16 protein-coding genes and 1 tRNA gene are annotated in these 19044 nt (G+C 40.6%); 6 read left to right on the top strand and 11 right to left on the bottom strand.

The window, feature by feature from the left end:
• Positions 1 to 77: 77 nt before the first annotated feature.
• Positions 78 to 584, bottom strand: coding sequence for a zeta toxin family protein (locus PV783_RS14185; protein ID WP_420988478.1), 507 nt, complete (start codon positions 582 to 584; stop codon positions 78 to 80).
• A 703-nt stretch (positions 585 to 1287) separates the two neighbouring features.
• Between PV783_RS14185 and PV783_RS14180 the strand changes: the two genes are divergently transcribed.
• On the top strand, positions 1288 to 1824 hold the full coding sequence (locus PV783_RS14180) for a class I SAM-dependent methyltransferase (protein WP_420988477.1): 537 nt from the start codon (positions 1288 to 1290) through the stop codon (positions 1822 to 1824).
• A gap of 62 nt (positions 1825 to 1886) precedes the next feature.
• Here PV783_RS14180 and PV783_RS14175 read toward each other — a convergent pair whose 3' ends face one another.
• The 3 genes from PV783_RS14175 to PV783_RS14165 all read right to left on the bottom strand — a co-directional run bounded on the left by PV783_RS14175 (position 1887) and on the right by PV783_RS14165 (position 6363).
• A complete protein-coding gene (locus tag PV783_RS14175) occupies positions 1887 to 3137 on the bottom strand; it encodes a hypothetical protein (protein WP_420988476.1) in 1251 nt (416 codons plus the stop codon).
• Between the two features lie 26 nt (positions 3138 to 3163).
• Entirely contained in the window at positions 3164 to 5566 is a 2403-nt protein-coding gene (locus PV783_RS14170; protein WP_420988475.1) for a TonB-dependent receptor, read from the bottom strand.
• A gap of 104 nt (positions 5567 to 5670) precedes the next feature.
• The gene (locus tag PV783_RS14165; RefSeq protein WP_420988474.1) at positions 5671 to 6363 is read right to left on the bottom strand and encodes a hypothetical protein; all 693 of its coding nucleotides are present in this window, start codon (positions 6361 to 6363) and stop codon (positions 5671 to 5673) included.
• 198 nt (positions 6364 to 6561) lie between these two features.
• On the opposite strand from PV783_RS14165, the gene PV783_RS14160 reads away from it, so the two are divergent.
• The 4 genes from PV783_RS14160 (at position 6562) to PV783_RS14145 (ending at position 9538) form a co-directional block, all read left to right on the top strand.
• Positions 6562 to 7101, top strand: coding sequence for a sigma-70 family RNA polymerase sigma factor (locus tag PV783_RS14160; protein WP_168771415.1), 540 nt, complete (start codon positions 6562 to 6564; stop codon positions 7099 to 7101).
• Between the two features lie 77 nt (positions 7102 to 7178).
• Positions 7179 to 7252 (top strand) — tRNA-Pro (locus PV783_RS14155).
• 299 nt (positions 7253 to 7551) lie between these two features.
• Entirely contained in the window at positions 7552 to 8973 is a 1422-nt protein-coding gene (locus PV783_RS14150; RefSeq protein ID WP_420988473.1) for a site-specific integrase, read from the top strand.
• Positions 8974 to 9196: 223 nt separating this feature from the next.
• A complete protein-coding gene (locus tag PV783_RS14145) occupies positions 9197 to 9538 on the top strand; it encodes a helix-turn-helix domain-containing protein (RefSeq protein ID WP_420988472.1) in 342 nt (113 codons plus the stop codon).
• Here PV783_RS14145 and PV783_RS14140 read toward each other — a convergent pair.
• Together PV783_RS14140 and PV783_RS14135 are read right to left on the bottom strand one after the other, a co-directional pair.
• Positions 9531 to 10313 (bottom strand): hypothetical protein, encoded by a 783-nt coding sequence (locus tag PV783_RS14140; protein WP_420988471.1) that lies wholly within the window; start codon positions 10311 to 10313, stop codon positions 9531 to 9533. The genes PV783_RS14145 and PV783_RS14140 overlap by 8 nt on opposite strands.
• A 300-nt stretch (positions 10314 to 10613) precedes the next feature.
• Positions 10614 to 11132, bottom strand: coding sequence for a hypothetical protein (locus PV783_RS14135; protein ID WP_420988470.1), 519 nt, complete (start codon positions 11130 to 11132; stop codon positions 10614 to 10616).
• Between the two features lie 943 nt (positions 11133 to 12075).
• Between PV783_RS14135 and PV783_RS14130 the strand changes: the two genes are divergently transcribed.
• Entirely contained in the window at positions 12076 to 12498 is a 423-nt protein-coding gene (locus PV783_RS14130; RefSeq protein WP_420988469.1) for a hypothetical protein, read from the top strand.
• An 845-nt stretch (positions 12499 to 13343) separates the two neighbouring features.
• Here PV783_RS14130 and PV783_RS14125 read toward each other — a convergent pair.
• The 5 genes from PV783_RS14125 to PV783_RS14105 form a co-directional block, all read right to left on the bottom strand.
• Positions 13344 to 14495, bottom strand: coding sequence for a hypothetical protein (locus PV783_RS14125; RefSeq protein WP_420988468.1), 1152 nt, complete (start codon positions 14493 to 14495; stop codon positions 13344 to 13346).
• Between the two features lie 311 nt (positions 14496 to 14806).
• Positions 14807 to 15532, bottom strand: coding sequence for a DUF4304 domain-containing protein (locus PV783_RS14120; RefSeq protein WP_420988467.1), 726 nt, complete (start codon positions 15530 to 15532; stop codon positions 14807 to 14809).
• A gap of 887 nt (positions 15533 to 16419) precedes the next feature.
• Positions 16420 to 17166: a hypothetical protein gene (locus PV783_RS14115; RefSeq protein ID WP_420988466.1), complete on the bottom strand. Its 747-nt coding sequence runs from the start codon at positions 17164 to 17166 to the stop codon at positions 16420 to 16422.
• A 134-nt stretch (positions 17167 to 17300) separates the two neighbouring features.
• A complete protein-coding gene (locus PV783_RS14110) occupies positions 17301 to 17840 on the bottom strand; it encodes a hypothetical protein (RefSeq protein ID WP_420988465.1) in 540 nt (179 codons plus the stop codon).
• A gap of 181 nt (positions 17841 to 18021) precedes the next feature.
• Complete coding sequence (locus PV783_RS14105) at positions 18022 to 18600, bottom strand: DUF4240 domain-containing protein (RefSeq protein WP_420988464.1); 579 nt, start codon at positions 18598 to 18600, stop codon at positions 18022 to 18024.
• Between the last annotated feature and the right edge of the window lie 444 nt (positions 18601 to 19044).

The following is a 19044-nucleotide window of genomic DNA, read 5'->3' as shown; positions in this document are numbered from 1 at the left end:
GGAAAAATGAACGGGACAATAGTTTAGAAAAAGGTTACTGGGGAGGGAGTAAAATGCGATATTAATAACAGCGCCTTTTATGAATTTACAAAATTGATAACCTGCTGTGCCCAGACAGGAATGCGCTCTGCAACAAACAGGATCTTTCCATTTTCCCAATAAAGTACCTTTTCAGGAATACGCCCCTCATTATTCCAGGGAATACTGTTATCATATAAGGTTACGGAGTCGAACTCCTTAAAAAAGGCGTAGAGGTTTGCATATCCGGTCTTAAAATTATGAATAATGGCATCTTCAGGTACTTTATGACCACCTGCCTTTACTCTTATTGACACGCGCTGGATACATTCTTCGACCGTGTTCATCCCCATAAATACAAGATGTACCTGATGTACCTGGTATCCGGCAGCCTTAAATGCTCTCATGGAATAGAGGGGATCTTCAGCACTAAAGTTGGTTTCAAAAGCAAAATTTCCGCGGGCGGTAATAGCCTTCTGCTTTGCCGTTTTAAAGATCTCTTCATTGACAAAGTTTTCCAGCGCATCGCTGCCTGTTTCAGGATATTTCGCCTTAAGCCTGGTCATGTGCTTGTCTCCTCAAATACCTCAAAATCAGTAGCCGTCAATTCTGCGGAAAAAAGACTTTTCCCTGCTCCGTTAGGGCCAGCGACAATAAACAACTTGGGCATGGCACTATTTTAATTGGCGTACTACTATTTCCCTGGAGCTGCGAAGACTTTGACGAATGAGAAATTTTCTGCCGTCGGGGTACTCGTGGATAAACTCGTTAGGCCGTTTACAGCTAGGGTCTTTGTATACAAGTGGAATATCCTTACGGGCATGGCTTCTCAGCGCCCTTTTCAACACTAACCTGAGTCGTGCTTCAAGAGGAGAAGTGGGGTCTGCGACCGTATGAATTGCTTTCCTGGCCATAACTGATACCTTTAAACGACTACAAAAATAACAATTATTCCCTAAATCCACTCCCCTTCCCTTTATTCCCGGAATGCCGGCGGCGCCTCGCCCTGGACACTTTTTATTGCGTCCGTCACTGTTATCCAACCTTGTTTCAAGGGCAATAAGATATTATTCCTATACCAGGCCCAGGCATACGCCATTATAGGATAAGCCGTAGATAACCCGTATATAAGCCGTATGTAAGCCGTAGATAAGCCGTACCTATAAGGATACGGCTTATCTATAACTTATCAGTTTTTTACCTAATGCTTTAATACGGAATTTACCAACCTGGCATCAGGGTGCCCCCTTCTTTGTACCTTTATTGGCTATGGATATAAGAGATGCCATTGCGCTGATAAATCATACACCGGTTACTGACGGAGCCCAAACCGTTTGGGCGGATCTTGGATGCGGGTCAGGTTTGTTTACCTATGCCTTAGCCAACCTGCTGGCAACAGGCAGCACTATTTATGCGTGGGACAAAGCACGCCCTGCATTATCCAGCCTGCCCAATCCGCATCATATTACTATTCGACCGGGGCAACTGGATTTTCTGAAAGATGATATACCCGTATCAGGGCTAAACGGTATCCTGATGGCCAACTCCCTGCACTATGTATCCGGGAAGCCGGCCTTTATTGATAAAATAAGTGCGCACCTGCAGGAAAACGGTGCTTTTCTGATAGTGGAGTATGAAACTACAAAAGCCAATCCCTGGGTACCCTACCCTGTGCCGTTCCATGCTTTGAAAGCATTGTTTCATCAGGCAGGATTTACATCTGCTGTGAAGCTGAACGAAAGACCTTCCCTCTATGGGTCCGGGCACATGTATGCAGCGATGTTCAGCCGCAGGATGCCCGGATAAAAAAACAGCAAGGCGGATGGTACCACCTTGCTGTTTTTACCGGGATAACCAGCGTGTCCGTACTATTTCAACCGGCCTATCCTGCTGATACCTTTAATACCACTGTGTATTTCCACTCCTCTTTTGAGGGTATTGGCAGCCACATCATACTTAGCCACGAACCAACGGGCGTCGTCGGTTTTCAGCACTACATATACTTCGTTGCCGTTCTCGGTATAAGTGTCCATTGTAATTTGTACTTTACCTAATCCAAAACTGTTCAGGTCCTTGATTACTTTTTTATTGCGCACATCAATGATGTAAGAACCCATAAGGGCCAAACCGTTTTTAATATACACATGGTGATCCGAGCCGGCGTAGTCGCCCCAGCTAACGGCACCACTTATATTGCCCACTTCTTTCAGATCATATGCGTAATCAGGATCTATTACGGTAGTGCCGCTTTTTATGCGCAGCAGGCCATATGTTTTATTTTTGCTGATGGTAGAAAAATAGTAATCACCGTTTTCATCTGTAAAGCTGGAGGAGCTGGCATACCAGGCGCCGGATACGTGGCCCAACCGGTTGTCCTTTAACAGTTTCACATTGGTTAAGGCCGGGTAATCGCAAACCAGCATATAGGCGGTATCCAGTTTGGTAATCCAGTCGTAATAGAAACCAATAAATACCTTATTATCCCTGATAGAAAAACTGGATGGCGTAAGCGGAATATCTTTTTTTGCCATTGGGTTTCCGTTATTATCATAAATGGTAAAGGCGGGTACCGGGAACTTTACCGGGTTATTCGATTTAATGGTCATGGCTGCGGTATCAATAATATACAGGTTCTTTTCAATGACATCTTCCGCCTGGTTGTATTTTACTTCCCAGCTGAGAAAGTTTAAACCACTGTTATTGAAAAAGGTTTTCATCATCCCTAGCTGCCAGGATCCTGCACTGGCCACTATATTACCCAGCTCTTTATATTTACCGTTGATGATCCGTTGTTTACTGATAATGTTACCATCCTGCGTATAATAAAAACTGCCCTGGTAAAAAACGCTGTAGATATCTGCCCAGGAAGTAATATTATCCGGCTCAATACCGGAGTTCACCGGGCTAAGCAGGGTATCTTTCATGAGATCGGCGGTGGTTAATGTATAATAGTTCTCACTGCTGGATGAATTGCCTACCGTCACGAAAATAGCGTACTCCTTTGTTTGTTTCGTATCATCCGGTTTATTGCCGGTATCGGGCGTTTTACTGCATGATTGTATGAATGGCATAGCGAATGCAGTTGCCAGTAACATACCTGCTACATTTAACTTTTTCATTTTGTTATTTTATATTAAATATTGAACTACATTAATGATACTCTCAGCTTTACATAAAAAGCACGTCCGGGTTTCTGCAACCTGAAATTGTCGTATACCCTTTCATCTGTAAAGTTTCTCGCCTCCATAGAAATGTTGTATACATCCTGTTTCCAGCTGTAAGCCAAAATGAGGCTGTGTACAGTTTGCCCCGGAACAAAGTTTTTACTGCCAGGACTGCCTAATTTTGCCCAGGTGAGGTAAAACCAATGCATGTACTGATACATATAATTTAGCTGTACCCTTGTTCCTTTTCCAACCAGGTCGCGTTTGCCGAGCATTAAACTGGCGTTGCCATACATCCATGGGCGGTTGGGCAACTGTTCCTTATAGGTAAGACTGATCTGTGAATTGGTAGAATCGGTATACTTCCAGTTATCCACTGCTTTATCATAGCTGATGTTAGCAGAGAGGCTTACCATATCCTTATAACCGTACCTGGCCTCCGCCTCAAAGCCATAGAGTGTTACGCCGGGGAAATTGCGGCTTTGGGTGTGAATATTATCCGATAATACCTGCGATGCGATGTAATCTTTAGAATTCCTATAAAACGCCGATGCATCCAGGTTGATAAAATGCTCTCCTATAAAATGATTATAATAGGCGCCGAGATTGAAGTTGTCGCTACGCTCCGGTTTCAGATCGGGATTGGATACTACAAACTGTCCATTACCAAACAGGGCGGTCATCTCCGGTAAATTATATCCTCTTTCCACGGAACCTTTTATTCCCCAATCCGGCGTAATGCGGTAACGAAGCGCCAGTGATCCGCTGGGGAACCCGAAGAAATCTTTACGGGTATAAATTTCACCGCCAACAGGCTTCCCGGCATCGTCAAACACTCTTCCGTCTAAGGTTGCTTTGGTGGTCATACCGTAATATTTAAAAGAAGCCACACTGATCAACTTCTTCTTCAGCCACTGTCCCTGCCAGGCCAGTCCTAATATATGTTTGCCCTGTTTACTGGGTAAGCCCGAAAGATCTTTTTTATTGGGATTGGTTTCCGCTTCGTCATATATCTTCCGCCGGGTAGTATTAAATGTATAGTTCAGGTTAAGACTGTGATTATTTTCTTTATCAAGATTATAATTAAAGTTGGCCCTTGCCGTATAGCTATTATCAAAATACTTTGTAAATACTTCGGGAATCCTCTCTCCTCCGGCGTTGGCGACCCAGTGACCGGTCCAGTCGTAGCGATACAGGGCTGTATCCCTGTTCACATCTTTATTGCTGGCATAGTTTGCATAGAGATTGGCAAATAACCCGGGAACGATAAAATTATCTTTCCGGTATTTGATGGTTGGCATGAGATATTTGTTTTCCGTCCAGAAGCCTCCCATTACCGAATTAACGGTAGATCCCAACTGATGCTGCTTCTTATTTTCTCCATAGGTAAGGCCGATGGTGAACCAATCCGCCCACTTTACTTTTTCATAGCCTACTTCCACTTCTCCCATGGCGGAACGGTAGGTATCGTAAAAACGCCTGGCTTTATCGATGCTTACCTGTCTGTACGTGCCGGTTGCCTCATCGCGCTTTACAATGCGCAAATCCACGTTGTATACGGAGTCGCTGTACATCATATAATTATTATCGGAGTAGTTGTAATAGGTGCTGGCTCGTAGTTTCAGGCCGGTTTTACTATCCCTGATCCCGCCTGTAAGCGCTACCTGGTGGGTATTGAAAGAGCCATAGCTATAACTGGCGTCTAAAAACTTACGGTTCTTTTGTTTGGTAATAATATTAACGGCGCCTCCCATCGCATCTGATCCCAGGTGAGCCGGCACAACACCTTTATATACTTCGATCCGGTCTATCAGGTTTACGGGTATATTGTTCAACGTCATTGAGCTGCCGTATTGATCCATAGGGATATCATCAATATAAATTTTGGCAGCCAGTCCATTTACCTGGAAAGTAAAATCAGACCCAACACCTCCCGACTCCCTTACCAATACGCCTGTAGTACGTTTTAACACCTGGTTAATATCTGTTGATATGTTACCATATTCGTTGACGTCTATCACATTTACATTAAACCCCGATTCTTTCAGCTGTTTTACTTTATACTGATTATTACCTGTTCCTGCAACGATGACCTCATTCAGCTGGCGATTATCTTCCGTTAATGTAAAATCAATATGGGTGGATTGCCCTGCTTTCAGATAAACATCCCTTGTTTGCGGACGGTATCCGATGGATGATACATATACCGTCACCTTACCCGACCGGCTGGTACTGATATCATAATTACCAACGGAATCTGCAATTGCGCCCGCATATTGTTCGTTGTTTATTTTAATAGATGCGCCGATCAGCGGTTCTCCCAGTTTGCTTTTTACCTCGCCGTAAATATGACTATCTGTTTTGGTTGCTTGTTGTTGGCCCATAGCAAGTCCGGTTACCAGGAGCAAAAGTCCTGATAATATCAATGTAGAAATATGTTTCACCTTCTTTTACACTTAAAATTTAAAAAAATCGGCAGATACTATATTCAGATAATGATGGTGGTATAGCCACTATATTTAGCATTGATCTTCGCCGCATCCAGCTGGCTGTTTATACCCGCTGCAATGGCTTCCGGAACCGGCGCAGATTGTTGGGAATAGAGATATTTACGGTTACCGCTTTCCCGGTGTTCCGTGATAAATCCTGCTACATAAGTTCTTTTTCTTCTGCACAGAAATCTGATCATACCACTCCCTTTCTCACTACTTGTTTTTAAATACACCCATATATCCTCCCCTTTCTGGTTATTAATGATCAGAGAATTTGTATACAGCAGGCAGTTCTTATTGTCCACATACCTTAATCCACTGTTTGCCGATTCGGACAATAAAAGATTCCCGATATGTTGCTGCGCCAGCAAGTTGTTCCGTGTGTTATCAATCACTACGTAAGCGCTTTCGGGAGGCAGCCTGTTAAATCTATTCCACGAAATGATACCTGCACTGAAAAGCAGGAGCAAACAGGCAACCATCTCCACATACCTTCTTCTCCGTTCCCCGCCTATGGTATGCCTATGAATCTGCTTCCACATACGATGTTTCGCATCCTCATTATCGCCTGCTGACCGGTTGCCACTAAAAGCGCCCGGTTTCAACAACCATTCTTCCACGGCTTGTTTTTCCTCCTCATTGCAATGTTCATGATAGTACCTGTAAAGCAAGGATTTGTTTACGTTCATAATAACATAGTATCGAATACCCGCACGATGTCCCGGTGCATTTTCTTTTTATTCTGCTTATGACACTTTAATGGCTTTCCCTGTTTAATTTTCCCGAATGCGAAAGTCTTTTTCCCGAATTGTAAAACGCCGTATGTACAATGCGTTTACTTTTATGCCCGGCAGCATTTTTTATCAAAAATATTTCAATCATGCTTTGTGGTTAACAATGATCCTGTATCTAAAAGATCTACCTTCATTATTGATGAAGCATCCTTTGTTGCGCTATATAATCGTTACTGGTATGACGCATTATCATTAGCGCGGCAACTGATACAAGATGACTTTGTTGCTGAAGATATTGTACAGAACATTTTCATTTCACTGTGGAAAAGAAAAGACTCCCTGCGGATTGATCAACCTGTTGGACACTATATAAAACGTTCTGTAAAATTTGCGGTGGCTGCCTATATCCGGGACCGGTCGAAGAAAGAAACCATTCCCCTGGCATCATTGCCGGATGTTGTTCACACCACCACCGACGCTCCGCTGCTTCACAGGGAACTGCTGAGCAAACTGACTGGCTTTATTGAACAACTACCCGACCAAAACCAGAAAGTATACCATATGCGTTTCAACCATGCGTTGAACAATCCACAAATAGCCAGTTTACTGGGCATCTCTGAAAAAACGGTCCGCAACCAGCTTTCGCTTGCACTTAGGCGTATACGGGCTTATCTTATAAAAGAAGGGTATTAACGTTGTTTGTGGTGCGATGAAAATTTGTGGGTGAAAATTTGCCGGATAAAGAAATATTTTTAATTTAGGGCCTCCTTCGGGATGTAGCGCAGCCCGGTAGCGCGCTTCGTTCGGGACGAAGAGGCCGCTGGTTCGAATCCAGTCATCCCGATTTTTTGACATTGCCTTCGAATTAAAAAGCCCGCAAATACTAGTATTTGCGGGCTTTTTACATTTTCACCATATCAATTTATATCAATTTATATCAAGTTTTTCGTGAGTAATTCCGTGAGTCTTTTTTAACCCTAAATTTGACTCACGAAACACCACGTAAGCAATTGAATACCAAAATGGTAGATCATTTTTTTTGAAGCCTTTTGGTACTGTTTAGCTGCGGAATTCCGGTGAGTAATCGGAACAGAAATGTGAAGAAGGAACAAATAGTATCAAAAACCTTTAAAAAATGCTCTTATGTCAGATCAAAATTCTCTAGGTATCGACTTTGTCGTGCGTAAACTTAAATCCGACAAACGCCTGGCATGCCTTTTTGCCAGAGTTACCGTTAATGGTGAGGAAACGGAAATTTCCCTTAAAGAAAAGGTTATCCATTCAAAGTGGAACAATAAAGGCAAATTCTTAGAAGGCAAACCTAATGAAGTAGCGCTCACCAATGACTTCATTAATAATTCACGGGCAAGGATTAAAGCAGCTTACCGCGCTTTAGAAGAAACGATGATACCCTTTACCGCAGAAGAAGTAAAGGAATTCTTCCTGGGGAAACATTTTTCCCAGATCAATAAAGATCACACTGTTTTAAAACTGATTAAGAAACACGAAACAGAATGTTTGCCGCACCTGGAAAAGGGAACTACTAAGAATTATGTAGCTACCGAGACCTATGTAAAAAATTTCATTTTTCATAAGTATAAAAAGGAAGATATCCTTGTCCATTATCTGGACTTTGTTTTCATTACAGAGTTTGAAAATTATATTCCCTCACACCCCATAAAAGCCCATGATCCCTGCACGGAAAATGGAACGGCCAAACACATAGAAAGGTTTAAAAAGATCGTAAAATGGGGAAAGGACCTGGGTTGGTTAAAATCGGAGCCCTTTAAGGGATTTACAGCCACAACAAGGAAAAAGAAACGGGCCAAATTAAAACTTCACCAATTAGTAGCCCTTGAGAAATACCTGTTTGCTAACAACGACCTGCGTTATGCAAGGGATTTGTTCGTATTTAGTTGTTATACCGGTTTTGCTTTTGCCGATGTGATGGCCCTGACAACCTATTACTTCTCCATCAGCTCAAAAGATAGAATCTGGTGTACAAAATACCGCGAAAAATCTCAGGAATTAGCCGCAGTCCCAATCCATCCAATTGCAGCATTTTTGATTCAAAAATATATGAACACCCCCAAAGCAATTGCTGCCGGCCGGATCTTCCCACCCATCAGCAACCAGCATATAAACCGGTTATTAAAAGTTATCCAGGAAATTCTCGGGATCACCATCAAATTTACATTTCATCTGGCACGGCACACCTTTGCAACTGTCATTGCATTACAGAATGGCATCCCCTTAGTTGTTGCTGCCAAAATGATGGGTATAAAAAAGCTTGACACCATGCTTGTGTATGGAGAGGTTGACGAGGAACTTATGGAAAAAGAGCTGGATAAAGCCGATGAAAAGTTGAACAGCCGTAAAAAGCTTCTTCCACCTATGGAGAAAATTGCAACCTACCAGAATTTACCAACCGGCATGCAGTTGCATCCTTTGGTACCTGTACCCAATTTGGCAGATAAAATCGAATTGGAAGGCGCAGCAATCAATAAAGAATCTAAAAACATTGCGCCGAAAAGGGAAAAAAAAGCAGCTAATTTACTAACGTAGGCGTATACTCAGCTCTTTTATCTTAGGACGTTAACGCAACGAAGGCCGGCAAATAAAGCTGGCCTTCGTTGCGTTATACCGAAGCCCTTCCGGGCAGTTGTCAGCGACCAATATCCTTCCCAAATTAAACCGCTCCTTCAATTCTATTTAATTTGACGGTACTAGGGAAAAGCTGGGAATTATTCCTTTCAAAACATGACATATTGGGTCAAAACGGACCACTTTGAAAAATAATAACAAAGACACTCGTACCGACAAACCGTCGCTGCTGGACCCCTGGATTACCCTTGCAGATCTTGCCAGATTCAAGGCTGATTTAATCAATGAGATAAAAAGCATTCTTTCGGAAGGCAAAATAGACGAAAATCGGAAATGGCTTAAATCATTTCAGGTTAGACAAATGCTCAATATTTCTGCCGGTACCCTTCAGACACTTCGATCCAATGGCACTTTACCTTTTACCAAAATTGGGGGAGCGCTATATTATGAATACAAGGACATCCAAAATATTCTTGATAAAGCAAAGGTTGACAAATCAAAATTAAAATGGAAATTCACTAACTAGATATCTTCTCTCTTTTAGCGCCTAATACATACCCTTCCTTCCGAAAAGGTAATACCCAGATTAACTTGCGATCTTTCCACCCAGGACCGCAGGCCTGAGAGCGAGCAAACCCTTTTCCATTCTCCCCAGAAACAGGAAACCCTTCCATATTGATGCATATCTTATTCCAATTGCTATTTACAATAGTAAATGGGAAAGACTCCTCATTTAATAGTCTGTCAGAACTATTCCGGGTCCCATGCTTGCGACCTGGGGGTACGATATAGGTTTCAACCGGCGCTAATAGTATAAAAGTGAGTAGCTGATAAAATAAAGTAAGTCCCTGTTGCGCAATTGGTAATTTGTAATTCCCTTCCGTACTTTCAACCACATTTATTGCAAGGTTAAAATCATAGATAGCATAGTTAATTCCTACTTCATTTGGCAACCTTAGTTGATCTTTGGGCATAGCAACAGATTTACAATACAAAGCCATTAGCTTATCAGCCTTTCTTACATACCTTATGAACTCCCCGCCAAAGCTATACTGCTTAACATTTTCGTCTAACTTTTCTGTTAGCCAATTGAGATCAAAAGAGGATCTTAATCTAATTTTTTCACAGTCGTTCAAAACTGTTTGTGTGATATAAAAATGTTGGCAACGTTTCTCAGCAAGCATAGGGATGAGCTCAGGTACTTCACGTTTCTTCAGTTCACTATATTGCTTTAATACCAGTGAGCCAAACTTGTCTACATTCTTTACAAAGTGAACACCTAGTAAATGCCTGGTTTGCATAATATTTTTTTTAATAAGCAGCGCTTTTAAACTTTTACAATCAAAAATAATAAAGAGGTAATAACCTCAATAAAAATCTACAGCGTCATTTGCGCCTTAAACAATCCAGAAGCAACAACTACGAAAAAAACGAAATCCAGCAGCATTTTATTTAAAATTCTCCCTTAAATCAAGTCCGTTATCTTACAAACAGCTACACAGCCATCTGGGTTAAAAACTTTGCTGCTTACTGGTAACGATGCAGGCAAAAAATATCTTCACAGTTCTTATCTGCTGTCGCCGCAGATTTAATGTTTTTTTTTAAATTAGCTTTAGGCAAGAATACTTCTTTGACAGCAGTTCAAAAATGGTCTTTGACGTAGGGTATTTGGCTTGTATTAGGTCTATTTTATTTTTAATTTCCCGAGCCGTTAGGTACAAGTCCATTTGCTTACTTAACGCATCTTTGAGCCTGGATATAAAATTTGCTTCTATTTTGAACATGCGTATCATTTTAAGCTCAAACAACTCATTATCCACCAAAAAGACGGTCCCCTGTTCATTTAAGTTTGATATCCACTCCTCAGTTGACACCGAACTGACTCCTCTGATATTAAAAGGGCTTTCCAGGTATATACTACCTGCAAATAATCCAACAAAAAAGGGTATTCCATCCTCTACAAATAGTCCATATTCTATCTCCATGTTTTGCCAAAAGGTGATTTCAGCCTCGTTCACGTTGTCAAAAATCACAATAACTTCAATACCACCTATCTCAGAGACATCGATGAAGCCCCCGGTTTGTCCGGCGTATTTGTCCCTTGGAATAGGTGCTCCCACCTGGTAATGTATAAACTTCAAGGTGAAAAAATTATGTCTGCAAGATTAAAATTCTTTTTAATCCCCCACCAATATTTTAACCAAGGGGCGCCGGTAAATGATAAAACGACCTTTCTGCAGGACAAAAGCGGAACTTAAACTACGATGACTCACAAAAGACAAATAAAATACCCGATACCCCCTCTAAAATTCTGTCCAAAGGGTTTTAATAATTAGATATCCCGATTTCCAGGAGATAGGTCGGAGCATAGTAAGTTATCGGGAGACTAAAAAACTATCGGCCGGTGTGAATATCCTAAAAGCATCAACAAGTTAAATTAGCAGAGTACCGGTAGATGGTCTTCTTTAACATCAGTAAAAAAACAATAACATGAAATATCTCGTGGGGCCTGCAGTTGGAATATTAGGATATGCCGTACACTGTGCAAAAACACCGTCGTTGCTTCAGAGCCAGTCTCTTATCTATCAATCAAGTAGGTAGATAAACCTAACTAACCATATGAACCTATCACTAATGATTAATTAAAAAGCCAGATCATAGACATGATCTGGCACGATTGTAAGAAAACCGATGGAGAAAATGGCAATCCATAGTTCCAGATTTTCTTGCATTTTTAACAATTCTCAATACGTAGAAATTACGATTTTAACAAAAGGAAATATTCATCTTTTTTGATATTTCTCGCCATCCTAGCCGGATAGCAAATACCAGAGGGGAGGAAAGCTACCTCAAACAGATGGCGGCTGCTGACAGTAGTCCCATTCTCCGATGGCTTTTTACAAAGGAACACCTTACAAATGCCTGGTTTGCTTAAAAATTCAATTAAAAAGCCTCGCATTTAAACATTTCCAATGAAAAATAATATGTAATAGTTAGTATTTGATCTGGCACTTTTCTAACTTAGACTTATACTTTATCGCACATTTAAACTTATTTTTCCTAATGTTAATGAACAGAAAAAATAATGTAAGTGAAACACATGATGTTATTGCCCATTTATCGCGAGAAACAATGCTTTCTGAATTAGCAAATGGCTCCACTCGCTATATTGTAATACTCGTTTCTGCAAAAACAGAATATCTAATTACCATTTTCTCAGTGGAATTAAACGATGCAATAACAATATTTAACTCAGTTGATCTTTCAACTTTTGATTATATTCCAGGTGAATCAAAGTTGCAGCTACGGCGATTTGAAAATGATGAATCTTGGGATATTATCGATTCATTTCTTTATGCCAATCAGCCACGGAATAGAGAAAACCCAAAGTTTAAAGCGTATCTTGATCAGGTGACTGATGATTTTTTACGGCTATCTTACCTCCAAGCCATTTCAGGAGCTTTTCTTCAAGAAAAATTCCTATAGCTGGGGAAACTGAAATATGTCCTAATATTCAGGGACTCAATCATACAATAAAGTACAGCCTGTAAAAACAGGCCGCCGTTTAACCAAATCCAATAAATAATGCAATTCAAACTGACTGTGGGGATTAACCATAAGTCAGAGGCTCCCCTATTTACTAAAGCACCTGGGAGATATGATGCTACACTAATCGATCAGAACTTTTTTTTAAATGGGTTACCCAATCACCAGGCGACTAAAAATTTCAATTGTCTCTTTTGCTGCCATGACCTTCTTATCCGGATTTTAAAAAAGCCGGACCATACTTAATCACCTGCGCTTTCGAATCGTAAATCTTGCCTTAATGGTCTTATCCGCTTGCATTAAAACCGATCTTCCTGTTGCACTAACACCGTCGTTGCTTCAGAGCCAGTCTCTTATCTATCAATCAAGTAGGTAGATAAACCTAACCAACCATATGAACCTATCACTAATGATTGATTAAAAAGCCAGATCATAGACATGATCTGGCACGATTGTAAGAAAACCAATGGAGAAAATGGCAATCCATAGTTCCAGATTTTCTCGCAATTTTACCAATTCTTAATACGTAGAAATCACGATTTTAACAAAAGGAGACATTCATTTTTTTGATATTTCTCGCTATCCTAGTCGTATAGCAAATACCAGAAGGAGGAAAGCTACCTCAAACCGATGCCGGCTGCTGACAGTAGTCCCGATTCTCCGATGTCTTTTTACAAAGGGAACACCTTACAAATGCCTGGTTTGCTTAAAAATTCAATTAAAAAGCCTCGCATTTAAACATTTCCAATGAAAAATAATACAGGTCTAACAACCGCAAGGAACGCCTACAGCGCCATTTGCGCTTTTAACGACGCAGAGGCAACTTCTACACAAAAACCGAAATCCAGCAGTATTTTATCTAAAAACAGTTTGTGTTGAGGTTCCACTTCAATATTGACATCAATTGACTTCGCTTTGCTTCTGGTTGCCTCCACAAGCAGAAAATCAAGTAAGTAGTTAAGCAGCCTTCCATGCTCATTATCTGAATAGCTCAAGTCTGTAATATTCATCTGGTCTTCCTTACAAAAAGTCTCCATGATACAATACTCAAATTCTTCACGGACCAAATCATACCTAATAAGACCATCGGTGTCATACCTTCGAATATGATAGTATTTATCTGCGAGCTGTACAAATCTAACTATGGTAATATTTAAATCACTATCATTAAGCTCCTTGGCAGCCACACGTCTAAAAACGCTGAATTCCAATTCCTCCGTAATATAGTCGAAGGGAGAAGTTCCAGCTCTCTTCGTTAACCGCATCGGCTTCTTATGCTCCACCTGCAGGGGGGTACAAAACACACCTATCCCAAAATCATAAAAGGCCTGGATTAATAGCATCGTGACAGTCGGACCGCCCTGAATATTAACTTGTCCTCCCGTAAACCTTTTGCTGGCAATTGCGACCAAAACAAATTCCAATAACACGGCAATGGCATTCTTAGTTAAATCAGGATCCGTAGAGATGGTAATCAATAATTCTTTATTTTCTGAGATAACCATATGAATGTCTAAAATATAGGGAAAGTAGCCATCGCAATTCAGGCCCCAGGCAAATTGATCCCCTATATCCACTTTAGTAATGCCATGATATTTTCCATCTATCAATCCTACCCAAACCAATTCTCTTTTCGTACTTAACAAAGGATCGTCAAATCGGATATCTTCGGTTGCCTGGTTAGAAATAGAAAGATCATTCGAAAAGTCATATAGAAAATCAATGGGCTTTCTATGCTCTGGATAATTCATGGCAGGTAACATTAATGGATGAGAAAAATTGAGCCCCAAATTACTTTTTATAAAGGCAGAAACAGCAATTTGAGCATGAAAGGTTAACTTGGGCTGATTAAACACCTCTTCTTTCCGGACAAAGCTGTATTGGATAACCAGCACACGCGATCGCAGGGTATTTACCCGGTGGCTTGCCTGATGCAATATGAAATAATTGAGAATTGGCCCTGCAAACTTATCTCCACGTTGATAAACGTTTGCCAGTCATTATTATGGCTTTGTAGCTCTTCTTTTTAAATTTAAAAAAAAGCACGGATGACTTATAAAGAAATAGCAATTGCTATAAAAAAGGACCTGCTAAGGGCAGAAACCGAAAGAGATAGACTGTTTGCAACACCAGAGATTAAAAGAGGCGTTGAGTCTCGTTATTTCGCCTTCAAACGATGGAGTTGTGAGAATTAAATAAAATGTAGATTTTTCGTCAGCCGGCAGTTTTTTGCAGAGGTGCCAAATGGCTATTTCATTACAGCGATCCTTTTAAGATCCTCCATACCAAAAAACGGCTCATCCTCCGGGTCACTACCAAAAATCGAACCGGTCAAGTCACCATCTTCTACCATTTTCTTCAATTTTCCGGTAATTTTCACCTCCTCTCTCTCAACATAGGCTAATCCTTTTTTAGCAAATTGAGCGGCTCGTTTTGGATTGACATTCTCCTGGTACAGAGCAAGCATCCAGGCCGTTCGGACGTGAAGCCCCGTTGGATATACTCCACCTAATTTTTGTTCAAGAATGTAGTCATTATCAATATCTGATGGGGTTATGGTGTCTAAGATCGAAGGATTGGTGATATAGGCCTGGATAACCGGCATCGCCTTCAATTGGATCAGCTCAACCATTTGCTCTGCAGATCTTTCGTTTTCTGTTACATTATCTGACATTTTCCACGAGGGCTTTTTGAAACACCAGGTCAGCACTTTCGTAAGTTCACAGCTACCGGAAGCTATTGTGCCTAAGTTGATAAAACCCAGATCCCCCTTCTTTTTCAATACAATGGGCTGGATACCAAAACCGATATAGGATTCCAATTTTTTAAAATTAACGTCTATATCAATTACAAATAGGAATTTATCGGTTTTCATCCTGTAACTCAGACCAGATCCTTTGAATCCCAACCCTTTCATTCGTTGCCTGAACGTGCCATTTAACTGGCTTCTCATTTCTTTCTTTGTTATTGCCATTTCAGCATGGATTGGAGTGGGGGTAAGGTACAAAAGGCCGGCTAATCAGATAAAAAAGATGGTAAAAATCTTCAACAAGAACATGTTTCCAACAGGACTGCCTGCTAATGTACTAATATCCAGGGACTCGGTTATACAATAAAGAACAGCCTGTAAAAACAGGCCGCCGTTTAACCAAATCCTAAATAATGCAATTCAAACTGACTGTGGGGATTAACCATAAGTCAGAGGCTCCCCTATTTAATAAAGCACCTGGGAGACATGGTGCTACACTAATCGATCAGAACTTTTTTATTCAATTGGGTTACCCAATCACCAGGCGACTAAAAATTTCAATATTTTCTTTTGCTGGCTTAACCTTCTTATCCGGATTTTAAAAAAAGCCAGGCCATACCAGAATGACCTGCGCTTTCGAATCGTAAATCTTACCTTAATGGCCTTATCCCCTTCCATTAAAGCAGATCTCATTGTTCACCGGCCCCATCGTTGTTTAGGAGCCAGTCTCTTAGGTCTCCAATGGGTCTGTTATTTTAACTAATCTATTGTAGGCTACGTCAGTGGGCACTCACCAAAAAGCCAGGTTATAGACATAACCCGACCTAACAACCATAGTAGTCAATGTTGACTTTCAACACGGCTACTTGTATATGATATTTACTTTTACAATACGTAGAACTGATGTTTTTAACAAAAGGAAATCCTCTTTTTTTCAAACTTTATGATGGTTCTGTGGGGTTAGCAGCGGCCGAAGAAAACAAATACTTGCATTACAGGTGTAATCGGGATTAAACTATGTTTAAAAGCTTAAAAGAGGAATTTAGGCATCGGGACGGCAATATACCTCAGACAATTAGGTATTCAAAGGACAACTCACTATTGCTTCTTACTCATGGTTTGCTGGGTTTACCAATTGTCTTATTGAGAATTCTGGTTAGGTCCTGCTCACCGAAAAAGGTTTCGTTTATATCACTGGGCTCAATGCCAACGGCAGAACCGAAGGGAATTTCCAGATCCAGCAATTCCTTTAAAGTTTTGCTACGGTCCACCAAACTACTTCTATGATTATCAACAGCAAACTGAGCGAAGCTCTTAGCTCTTGCTATGTCCGAATGCTCATAATAGACAGCAAACATCCATGCGGTTCTTGTCTCCTCCCCAACAGGCCAGGCTCCACCAAATGTTGCTGTAATACCCTCCCGATCTAACAAATCAGCCGGACTAATGCTGTCAAATAGATCTGGATTTGCCACAAACCTGTTTACCACAGGCATTACCTGTCTTTTTATAACTTTTAGCATTCCATCGACATTCTTTTCAATCCCTGCAGCCCCAGCCGAGGTTTCCCAATAGGGTTTACCACCTGACCTATTGATCATTTTCCTTATTTCGCAATCGATAGGATCTAACTTTTTAAAATCATAGGTAACGAAGGTTCCTAGCTTTTTTATTGCTTTTGGCTGCAGCCCAAAGTCAAGATCCAATTGTTTGAACCTATTTGAATCTATCTTTATAATAAATAGAAACTTTTCGGTTTCTAATCTAAAGCGCATACCTAATCTGGAAAAACCAAATTCTTTCAGTTTCAAACTGAGCTGTTTACTAAGCTGCTTTTTATAATCGGTAAATTCTGCCATTGGGTAAATTTGTATCAAACTTACAAATAAATCTCAAAGCCTCCATGAGGAAGAATTATAGAATGAAATGTGTTGAAATATCCCCTTAAAAGATGGCATCCCAAAAACATGTCTCTTAGGAAAAAATAATGGATTTATTCATTGTATACTGAATAAAATAATCTAGGGACCTTTTCCATCATCAACTCTGAGGTGCAATACAAGTGTTGAATCTGGGAAATTTTACCCTCCACCTCTTTAAATGTTTCATAGTTTTCCTCCTGCTCACTCATAACACGTTTTAAACTATTTGTAAATTCCTCGGTAACCTCAAACTCACGGACTGTCTTTAACAGACTGGTTTGGCTATCAACTAGCAAAACCAGACATTTCATCGATGGCAATTGCATCCACCTGGTTCTTTCCTCCTTCGGGAAACTTTTGATATTAAATGAGCTGTCAATCCATATTGTTCCACCGAAAAAGCCAACAAAAAATGGGATTTCATCCTTTGTGAACAGACCGTATTTAATGGTTGACGTTTTCCATTTCAATGCCTCCTTTTCAGAAATGTCGGGAAGAATCACTATAATTTCAAATCCATAATCTGTCACCCTGAACACCGGCCCACCAAATCCCTTGTATAGGCCGAGCTCAAATTGTAATCCAGGAACGTATTGTTCTGTGTAGGCCATCCTTAGTTATTTGACATAAATTTAGCCTAGCGGTAGCCTTCAAATGGATTAATACACCAACGGGTTAAAAACCTCCACGGGCGCCTTCTTTTTAAGGATTAACCCTTAGGCCATGTCAAACAGAAAGCCACCCTATACAACCACTGTGTTTTCATTTCAAAAAATATCCTATAAGGGGGGATTAGGAGAGAAATTTTGCAAAAAGCGATGGACAAATTTGGCGAAGCGTTTCAGGCTGATCGGCCGACCAAGAAAATTTAAATTTTTTATACCGACCCTCGTTATAAAGGAAATTACTATCAATATAATTGTAAATTTCCTTTTGGGTCATATCCTCAAAGGCCCTGGAAGGGATATATGAAAAACTTTCAAAATCGTAATGTTTGAGCCTGGGATTGATCTGGTCGATTAGAGAGTCAGGATTGCCGATAGCGTTATAAAAAACCTTTCTGCCCCTTGAAATTATCCAGCATCGAAAATATCGAAAACCGTCATCGGAACAAAAACCCCGATTCATTATTATTCCCGCGCACCATAAGGTAGAAGTATAACTATCATAAAGTAACTTCTCGGTGCGAAGCATAAAGGATATTACCTGGGTAGCAGAGAGCTCTTTAAGTGTTTCTGTCAGAAATATCTCCTGCTTTCTTAAAGTACTGGTGGTATTTAAGGAAGCTGCTACGATTCTCCAATACAGATCCTCATCCATCAGCTTCGCGGTTGCGACCAAACCAGGTATGTTGAAATTTCCATAATCCATACTCCCAGGAGGATTTCCTGTAAAGATAGAACTTTTCAAAATGTCATTTCAGCCTACCCAAAAGACACGTAAATTTCAAAAGATAAGACTCATAACATCGGCTATCGCTCAATGGCAAATAGCGCGGATAAGATTTATTTGTCGCTACGTCGCGTTGTTAATGGGAAGTTAATCCATTTTATGGTTAAAAACGCTCTATCCTCTGCATATCACCAGTCTATACTTTAGCGCTGATAAAAGATCCGCCTGCTGTGATGGGCAGAACGGATCCGTATTTATAAAAGAAAAACAATAAAATTATGATTGCAAATCTGGAAAATGCTGTACAAGCTTTATCCCTTGTGGCTAAAATCTGCCTGGCGCTGCAGGCAACTGTCTATGCTTTGTATGTTTTATTTAACAGAAGAAGATAATGGACATTATTAATCAACCAGATTGACACAT

Origin of the sequence: Chitinophaga sp. CC14, from assembly GCF_048957795.1 — a bacterium.
In the GTDB taxonomy this organism is placed as follows: Bacteria; Bacteroidota; Bacteroidia; order Chitinophagales; family Chitinophagaceae; genus Chitinophaga; species Chitinophaga ginsengisegetis.
This window is presented reverse-complemented; position numbering and strand designations above follow the sequence as displayed.